The following is an 8,557-nucleotide window of genomic DNA, read 5'->3' as shown; positions in this document are numbered from 1 at the left end:
CCTTGCGAGTGAAAGTTAAGCCATGTAAGCATTATAAAGGTTTAAAACTAATGCGGATGGCGAGACTCGAACTCGCAAGGACAAAGCCACACGCCCCTCAAACGTGCGCGTATACCAATTCCGCCACATCCGCTTATGAACACTGCGTTTAATCTTGCAGTCAATTTACTAATATAGCACAGCTTCCTCAACCTGTCACCCCTTTTCCACAATTTTTTTCAGATCCGGCAAATTTGGGGTTGGTACTGGTAGCGAAAGTCTATTCCCCATAGCAAGATAGCCTTTTGCCTTTGACCAGTAAGATTTTTTCAGAAATCTTACCGTTTTAATAATACCTTTACTTTAATTCTAATTAATTGATAATCCCCCTGATCCTGCAATAATTGATAATCAGAGTATTGTAATCCTAATTTGGCTATATCTTTTGGTCTGGTGATAATTAAAACCGTATCAACGGGAGTATCTAAAGGAAATAATTTTAATAATCTTTGCTGAATATCATAGGTCATAAACTCTATGGTTTGTTGGGTATAATAGACCAGACTGGGTTTAAATATCCCAATCACTAATAGGGGTTCATTGGGTTGATGAACTTGGCGCACCGTAGCTGATAATTGTCTGAGGGGTAAGTGTCGTTGAGTGTCTAATAATTGACCCACAGGTAAAGCTGCTAAACCCATAAAAGCAAAGAATCCTAGGGCATTTCCCGCCCAAACTGCCCGCCGCCATTGGGGTTTTAATAAGCAATAGAGAGTAATTCCACTAGCAATCAACCAGATGATTCCTGATACCGTTGTTAAATGACTGCTTTGTAATAATTGAGAAAAATTGGGGGTATCATCCCCGACTAATTGAGGACTAAGAAAACTGGCGATCGCTAATATCAATAACACCAGAATATTCGCAAAACCTGTGATCAAAAAGGGGATAGAAATTTTAGGTTGTTCAGACTCAATTTGATTCTGTTGATTTCCCCATAAACTAATTAAAATCACTCCCGCCGGAATAGAAGGTAAGATATAACTGGGTAATTTCGTCGCCGAAAGACTGAAAAACACAAAAATAATCACCAACCAAAAGAGAGCAAATAAACCCAAATGTTGAGACCGATCCTGCGATCGCCAATCTTGGATTTTCCAAAATTTAACCTGATAAATAGCTACAGGTAAATACACTGACCACGGTAATAAAGCCACTAAAATCACGGGAAAATAATAAAACCAAGGGCCAGGATGATTACTGACAACACTAGTAAAGCGGGCAAAATTATGATGTCCAAAAAATGTCTCTAAATAGGCTTGACCATTAGCCATAGTCACTAAAATAAACCAGGGGACGGCAATGATTAAAAATACCAAACTTCCCTTGAGCAATTGCATTTCCCAGAGAACTTTTTGCCATTGTTGGGTATAACTTAGAAATCCTGCGATAATCAAAACTGGTAAGACAATTCCAATCGGCCCTTTGGCTAAAACAGCTAAGGCTGAAAAACTATAAAATATAAAATACCAGCCTTTTTTTTGACGGGTTTTAGGTTGAGCATAACCCAAGAAAAATGCTAATAATGAAATAGTCATACAGGAGGCTAGAAGCATATCAGAAACCCCCGTCCGTCCCCAAGCAACCCAAGCCGGATTTAAAGCCATCATTGCCATTCCCCACCAAGCTCCTATCCAACGCTGACGGGTGCGAGCAGATTCTGTTTCTAAAGATATAAACCCACTGAAATAACGCAGGGTATAAAATACTAAAAAGGTAGATAAGATCGCGGCTATGGCTGAAGGGAATCGCGCCCCCCATTCATTTACCCCAACGGTTTGAAACGCTATGACTATTAACCAGTAAATTAAGGGGGGTTTATCAAAGCGAGTTTCGCCATTCCAATAGGGGGTAATCCAATCTCCTGTTAGGTGCATTTGTCGGGCAGCTTCAACAAACATAGGTTCGGTTTTATCAATTAAACCAATATCACCTAAATGACTTAAAAAGGCGATCGCACTCAATAAAAATAATCCTACAATAGAAATGCCCCAAGTTATTTTAGGGTAGTTCTCCCAGGATTCCCAAATTGTTTTAAAGAATGAGTTAAATTCCGATTTTTGACTATTCATTATTCTCTCACTTTTTGATTCTCACGGGAAACTTTTAACCAAGCCAAACTAATCGTTAAACAGATATAACCTAAACCATAACCTGCGAGGATATCACTCGGCCAATGACATCTTAAATAAACACTACTAAACCCAATAATCAATAACCAGATGGTCGCGAATCCATAAATATAGGGAGTGGCTTTAGGATACCTTTCTGCCAGAAGATAAGCGATAAAAAAATAAAACAAAATATTCCCCGTCGCATGACCACTGGGAAAACTTCTCCCGACGGATTTTACGAGACGATCTAAAGGGCGACTGCGCTCAATCATTGGCTTGAGAATTCTATCGACTAAAATTAAAATTCCCAAGGTAGAAAAAGCTAAAACTTTAGCTTCAATCCAGTACCGTTTCCAAGCCAAAAAAACCAAGGTTAAAGCAACAATAATCGCCGTCCCTTTGACCCCCGTCAATAAATAGAAAAATCTAAAAAAATCATCCCAACTATCAGGAAAGATTTGATGAGGAACTTGAATTAAAATTTGATCTAAAACTAAATTCTCGTTGACCGAGACTCGAATCGAAAGTAAAATAAATGAGCATAAAATAGCCAAACAAGTCCAAAATTGCCATTTAGGAATTGCTTTTTTAAACGAAATGAATTGATGAGTTAAGGTGAAACGCATTATTTTTTACGTTTACAGATCAGCAGTTAAGGAAGTTTTGATTATACAATAGGTTGAGATGCGGGGTTAATGCTGAAAAAACAGAAGTTAAAAAAGTTGTTGAGGTTTTCGAGGTATTGGAGAAAAAGAACTAGAATATCTAGTCAGGACTTCATGAGGATGGGAGAATCGATGCTAGATACCCTGGATCTAACCTTATCGCTGGATAAAGAAAGCTACAAAAGCCAAATAGACACCTTAATGAAGGAGTTGCGATCGCTTCAGCATACCTGTCGGGAAAAAAAATTACCGATTATTATTGTCTTGGAAGGCTGGGCCGCCGCCGGAAAAGGGGGACTGGTGAAGAAAATGGTCGGATATATGGATCCTAGGGGATTTGCCGTCCATCCCATTTGGCCATCAACCAATGAAGAATCCCGCTATCCGTTTCTCTGGCGGTTTTGGCAGAAATTACCCCCCCAAGGCAGTATTGGCATTTTTTACCACAGTTGGTATACCTACGTTTTAGAGGATCGCTTATTTGGGCGACTGGAAGAACAGGAAGTCCCGATGGCGATGCGACAAATTAACGCCTTTGAACGCCAACTGGTGGACGATGGGGCGGTAATGGTGAAATTTTGGATTCATTTGAGCAAAAAAGAAATTAAACAACGCCTGAAAAAAGCCTCAGAAGACGAGTTGGAAGCCTGGCGGGTGCGTCCTGAAGATTGGCAACAGGCTAAAAATTATGATACCTACAGAAGTCTAGCCGAAGAAATGGTGATTCATACCGGGACGGGTTCCGCCCCCTGGACATTAGTAGAGGGAGACTGTAAACGCTGGGCTAGGGTGAAGGTATTATCAACGGTGGTGGCATCTATAAAAGAAGCCTTAGACCGTTTAAATATTCAGTTACCCCCCGTATTTACACCGTCCCAGACCCATTTAGAACCCACGGAACCCCACCCCCTAGCGGCAGTTAATCTGAAAGCCGCTTTATCCTCGGAAGACTACAAAACCCAACTGCGTCATCAACAGGCTAATTTAGGTCAACTCCAACAAATTCTCTATCAAAAACAGATTCCGGTTTTAGCTCTGTTTGAAGGTTGGGATGCGGCGGGTAAGGGCGGAGCAATTAAACGATTAACGGATATTTTAGATCCCCGGAGTTATGAAGTGAACACCTTTGCCGCCCCCACAGACGAGGAAAAAGCCCGTCATTATTTATGGCGGTTTTGGCGACGGTTGCCTCCGGCGGGTAAACTGGGGATATTTGACCGCAGTTGGTATGGTCGGGTTTTAGTCGAACGAGTCGAAGGTTTTGCTACGGAATTAGAATGGCGACGGGCCTATCAAGAAATTAATGAATTTGAAGAACAGTTAACCAGTGCGGGCTATGTATTGGTCAAATTTTGGTTAGATATTGACCAAGAAGAACAGTTAAAACGGTTTGAAGAACGACGAGAAAATCCCTATAAACTGCATAAACTCACGGAAGAAGATTGGCGCAACCGCGAGAAATGGCCTTTATATGAAGTTGCCGCCAATCAAATGGTTCAACGGACTCACACCCCCTGCGCTCCTTGGACATTAGTAGAAGCTAATGATAAATATTATGCTCGGGTTAAAGTGGTTGAAACCGTTGTTGATGCGATTCGCCATCATTTGAAACATCACTAATTCCCGACCAGATTGATCAAATCCGATTGATTTTAGGTTGGTCTTTTTTGCTCAAGGTTAAGTAAATCACTAGGCTGATGATGATACAAAGGAAAAGTATAGTTGTTTCCTTTGTACCTAAATCAAGACCACCTCTTATCACCGGTTGTGAGAGTAAATCACCCGCAGACGCGCCCAAGGGTCGAGTCAAAATATAGGCAAGCCAAAATGCCAAGGTTTCATCCATTTGGAACTGGTAATACCCGATAGCAACTGCCCCAATTAAAGCCGCAAATACTAAGCCTGATGCTGTATATCCCAACCCTGAAGCCTCTGCCAGAAGGTCTCCTGCTGCCGTCCCCAAGGCAAAGGTAAACAAAATAGCCGCCCAATAAAATAACTCCCTTTTGGTTGTTACAATAGAGTGCATTGTCAATGTTTTTTCGCTCAAGTACCAAGCGATAAAAACTGCCACCATAGCAATAGTAAAAACGATAGTGCTGGTTAATACGCTAACTCCAAAATCATCTACCAATTTATCTGTAATCAGCGTGCCAACAATACTAATTAAAACAACTACAAGCCAGTAACTTGCGGGGACATACCGTTTCAGCCAAAACTGGACGAAAAGCGCAATAATCAAAAAGACACCCATAATCAAGGATGCAACGGTTAAACCCAGGTTCAGGGTTCCTGAAAGAAAGTCTGCGGCGGTTTCACCCACGGTGGTGGCCAGAACCTTAATGATCCAGAAATAAATTGTAATTTCTGGAACTCTGATTAACGCCTTTGGAATACCCTCTAAAGTCTTCTCCACTCTGTTTCTCCTCATTGTTGATGCAATTTTAGCCGTATTATCAGAAAAATTCCTGCAATACCATGTTTGTTATCCTAACTCGAATTTTATTTCTGTTGCTAGTCGGTGCCATTGCCTTTAAAATCTGGGAAATTTTGGGCGGGAAGGATAATAGCTTAATTAATCGGTTATTATTTATCCTGGTTTTAGTTTTAATTCTTGTCGCTTTATTTTTCCCAGATAGCCAAGTTGGGTTAGTAGTATTGGGAATTTTATCAATTCTTTTCCGACCCCTTGGGTTTTCAATTTTTCTATTATTAATTGCTTCTATTTTTATTAAAAACGGTAAAATTGATCAACCAGGGCCGGGTTTGATTTTAATAGCATTATTAATTTTAATTGTAGCTAGTACCCCTGTATTTGCTAATTGGTTAGCCCAACAGGTAGAAAAAGTGGCTTTAAAAACCGTACAAACGGATTTATGTTGTGGAGAACGGGCGGGAGCCATTGTATTATTAGGACGGGGAACCACCGAACCCAAATTACCCTATCGCAAACAAATTCAATTAACGGATACGGGCGATCGCATTCCCTACTCGGCACAACTATTTAGACAGGATCGTGGGCCGTTTATTATTGTTAGTGCTGGCCCCCGTCATGAATTAGTTAATCCCTTAATTGAAGCCAATGATGTTAAACAACTTTTAACTTATATGGGGATTCCTCCTGATAGAATTATCTTAGAAACTCACGGCGGAACCACCTATAATAATGCCGTTGAAGTTTATCGGATTATGCAAAACCACCGTTTAGGTCGAACCATTATTCTGGTGACTTCGGCATTGGAAATGCGTCGAGCTAGTCTAACTTTTGCTAGGGTTGGCTTTAAAGTAATTCCGGCGCCAACAAATTTTTATACATTTGTTCATCAGACAAAATATCTTCGTCACATCACCGGGGCTGATTTCGCGCCTAGTGCAGAGGCGTTATTACTAACTACTAGAGTTTTAGATGAATATTTTTTAACCTTCTATTATTTTATCCGAGGTTGGTTAGCACCAAGTATTTAACATCTAGGATTTTGAGAACGGGGATCAGAAGTATCTGGTAAGCAGGGATTTGAAAATGAATCTACTTCGCCAGAACTTCCCACAATTACAACCAAAAAAAACAGAATCAGAAATAAAAATCCTAGTATTTGCCAATCGGAATTTTTATTAGATTTTGGTTTATTCACCTCTTGAACAGGTTTAACATCCACTTGGATTTGGATTTTTTTACCCTGGATTGGGCCAGCTAGTTTAATACTTTTACAGACAATTTGATCTGAGATATTATCTTTATCCGACATGATGCTCCCCCAAGTGTAAGTCTTGTAACGATTCGCTAATTAACTATAGCAGTTGCCACATCTATTAGGACATTCTTGAAAGCTAAAAGCTACTTATAGTAAGTATTTACCTATTGCCCATTGCCCATTCCCTATTGCCTCTTGCTATACCCTAACCCGGGTTATCAACAGCGATAAGAATTGCTATAGAGAATTAAATTAATTACTAATTTTTAAACTTTGGATTTTGGGTTCAGGCACACCCCAACTTTTGAGAATATTATAGGCAATAATTTGATGTCCGGCAATATTCGGGTGAATCCCATCCCGAGTTAATAGATTTTGTCCCTGTCCCCCATAACGTTGATAGGTGATAATGACATGACGAAAGGGAATATTTAAGTCAATAAATTGACAGCGATATTGCAGGGCAACATCCCGCATTACCGCGATATATTCTGCAATGCGTTGATTTTCTCGACTACTCAGATCTTCCTGAATAATAGTAGGTGATAATAATAAAACCGGAATGGCTTTTGAGGTTGCTACCTGTACCATTGCGGTTAAATTTTGCCGATATTCTTGGGTTGTGGGAATATTCGGTCTGGCGGTCGTCGGAGTTTGGAAACTTTGTAAAACATCATTCACCCCAATATTAATCGTAATTAAATCGGGTTTTTTGTCTAAAACATCTTGTTTAAATCGTTCATTCAGTTGGGTTGAAGTATTCCCAGAAACACCTGAACTGATGATTTCCACGGGTTTATTAGGATATAGTAAATTCAAATAGCGTTGTAATAGCCAGACATAACCCCCATATTGTCCTCCACTTTGAGTAATACTATCCCCAACCACCACAATTCGCTGTTTATTGCGTAGGGCTTCAGGTTGGGGGTCGATGGTGGGTTGAGGTGATGGAGGTTGAGGCGGTTTAGGGACTGGAGACAGAGGAGGGGTTGAGGTGGGAGGGAGATTTGGGGACGGTGCGGCTTGTATGCGTACCGATGCGGCTAGAGCATACCATCCTAAACCACCGATTGTAAGGGTAAGGAGAAATCGGACTACAAATGTCTGAACTTGTTTCATCTGTGAGCAGTGTTATGGGAAGTTACAGCAGGGATAATTCAGTTATCAAGTATCCGCATTATCAGTTATTAGCGCAAGAGTTAAGATTTAATCAACTGTCCACTTCTTTACTGATTACTGTTTACTAATAAGTAGAATTTGATCATTTCCAATTCAGAATTTTTAGAAAATCCAGGGGAATGAAATATCGTTTACAATCGGGTTCCATCGGGAATATTATCGGCGTGTTTATGGAAAAAAACCAATCCAAATATCAGGTAGTGATTCGGACAACCTCGGGAACGAATAATATTGGTGAACTATTTGTGGCGGAGGAATGCGCCTGGTTAACCCAGGAAATCCAAGATTGGCTTCATCCTCGCTAACGGGCTTTAAAACGGAGAGGGAGGGATTCGAACCCTCGGTACGGAGTTACCTGCCGTACAACAGATTAGCAATCTGTCGCTTTCGACCGCTCAGCCACCTCTCCAGGAGCGACAATTAAGTATACTAACAGATCATTTGGGGTTTGTCTAGGGGGGAGATGAAATTTTTTTTCGGTTAGACAGATTCCGGTGCGACCCCTTCCCCAACCCCATCACGACTAGAAAAAACAAGATAGACTGTTGATTAACCCTTTTCGGCCTTTTTTCAAGCTGTCCCATGAACAGACAAGAATTTTTAGATCGGTACCAAGCGGGAGAGCGCAATTTTACTTATATTGATTTAAGTGAGGTGAACCTAAGCGGTGTCAATTTGCAGGGGGTTAACCTCACGGGCGCGAACCTCACAGGTGTTAACCTCAGTTGGGCGGTATTAAGCAAAACTCAATTAGTGGGAGTGTGTTTTCGTCGGGCTGATTTACGCAGTACGGTATTAACCCGGAGTAATCTGAATCAAAGCAATTTAAGTGGTGCAAATCTGACGAAGGCGGACTTACGATTTGCCA

9 protein-coding genes and 2 tRNA genes are annotated in these 8,557 nt (G+C 40.8%); 4 read left to right on the top strand and 7 right to left on the bottom strand.

The annotated features are described in order from the left end of the window. Positions 1-51: 51 nt before the first annotated feature. The 3 genes from PL11201_RS10305 to PL11201_RS10295 form a co-directional block, all read right to left on the bottom strand. Positions 52-133: transfer RNA gene (locus PL11201_RS10305), tRNA-Leu, on the bottom strand. 184 nt (positions 134-317) lie between these two features. Continuing rightward, positions 318-2,111 (bottom strand): ArnT family glycosyltransferase, encoded by a 1,794-nt coding sequence (locus tag PL11201_RS10300; protein ID WP_079678488.1) that lies wholly within the window; start codon positions 2,109-2,111, stop codon positions 318-320. After that, positions 2,111-2,779, bottom strand: a complete 669-nt coding sequence (locus PL11201_RS10295; protein ID WP_079678487.1) for a phosphatase PAP2 family protein — start codon at positions 2,777-2,779, stop codon at positions 2,111-2,113. Before PL11201_RS10295 ends, PL11201_RS10300 begins: the two co-directional genes overlap by 1 nt. A 171-nt stretch (positions 2,780-2,950) precedes the next feature. On the opposite strand from PL11201_RS10295, the gene pap reads away from it, so the two are divergent. Continuing rightward, a complete protein-coding gene (gene pap, locus PL11201_RS10290) occupies positions 2,951-4,438 on the top strand; it encodes a polyphosphate:AMP phosphotransferase (RefSeq protein WP_079678486.1) in 1,488 nt (495 codons plus the stop codon). Positions 4,439-4,454: 16 nt separating this feature from the next. Here the strand turns inward: pap and PL11201_RS10285 are convergent, their stop codons facing one another. After that, positions 4,455-5,234 carry a COG4705 family protein gene (locus PL11201_RS10285; RefSeq protein ID WP_200816746.1) on the bottom strand — a complete coding sequence of 260 codons (780 nt, stop codon included), beginning with the start codon at positions 5,232-5,234 and terminating at the stop codon, positions 4,455-4,457. Positions 5,235-5,296: 62 nt separating this feature from the next. Here PL11201_RS10285 and PL11201_RS10280 point away from each other — a divergent pair, with 62 nt between their 5' ends. Then, positions 5,297-6,283 carry a YdcF family protein gene (locus PL11201_RS10280; RefSeq protein ID WP_079678484.1) on the top strand — a complete coding sequence of 329 codons (987 nt, stop codon included), beginning with the start codon at positions 5,297-5,299 and terminating at the stop codon, positions 6,281-6,283. Here PL11201_RS10280 and PL11201_RS10275 read toward each other — a convergent pair. Together PL11201_RS10275 and PL11201_RS10270 are read right to left on the bottom strand one after the other, a co-directional pair. Next, entirely contained in the window at positions 6,280-6,564 is a 285-nt protein-coding gene (locus tag PL11201_RS10275) for a hypothetical protein (protein ID WP_079678483.1), read from the bottom strand. The two genes, PL11201_RS10280 and PL11201_RS10275, sit on opposite strands and share 4 nt — an antisense overlap. A 198-nt stretch (positions 6,565-6,762) precedes the next feature. Continuing rightward, positions 6,763-7,629, bottom strand: a complete 867-nt coding sequence (locus tag PL11201_RS10270) for an SGNH/GDSL hydrolase family protein (RefSeq protein WP_079677464.1) — start codon at positions 7,627-7,629, stop codon at positions 6,763-6,765. Between the two features lie 179 nt (positions 7,630-7,808). Here PL11201_RS10270 and PL11201_RS10265 point away from each other — a divergent pair, with 179 nt between their 5' ends. After that, entirely contained in the window at positions 7,809-7,994 is a 186-nt protein-coding gene (locus PL11201_RS10265; RefSeq protein ID WP_079677465.1) for a hypothetical protein, read from the top strand. Positions 7,995-8,006: 12 nt separating this feature from the next. On the opposite strand, the gene PL11201_RS10260 is transcribed toward PL11201_RS10265, so the two are convergent. Beyond that, positions 8,007-8,098: transfer RNA gene (locus PL11201_RS10260), tRNA-Ser, on the bottom strand. A 173-nt stretch (positions 8,099-8,271) separates the two neighbouring features. Between PL11201_RS10260 and PL11201_RS10255 the strand changes: the two genes are divergently transcribed. Then, positions 8,272-8,557, top strand: a 286-nt coding sequence (locus PL11201_RS10255; protein ID WP_079678482.1) for a pentapeptide repeat-containing protein, incomplete at its 3' end; no start/stop codon positions are given.

The organism is Planktothrix sp. PCC 11201 (assembly GCF_900009135.1).
Classification (GTDB): domain Bacteria; phylum Cyanobacteriota; class Cyanobacteriia; order Cyanobacteriales; family Microcoleaceae; genus Planktothrix.
This window is presented reverse-complemented; position numbering and strand designations above follow the sequence as displayed.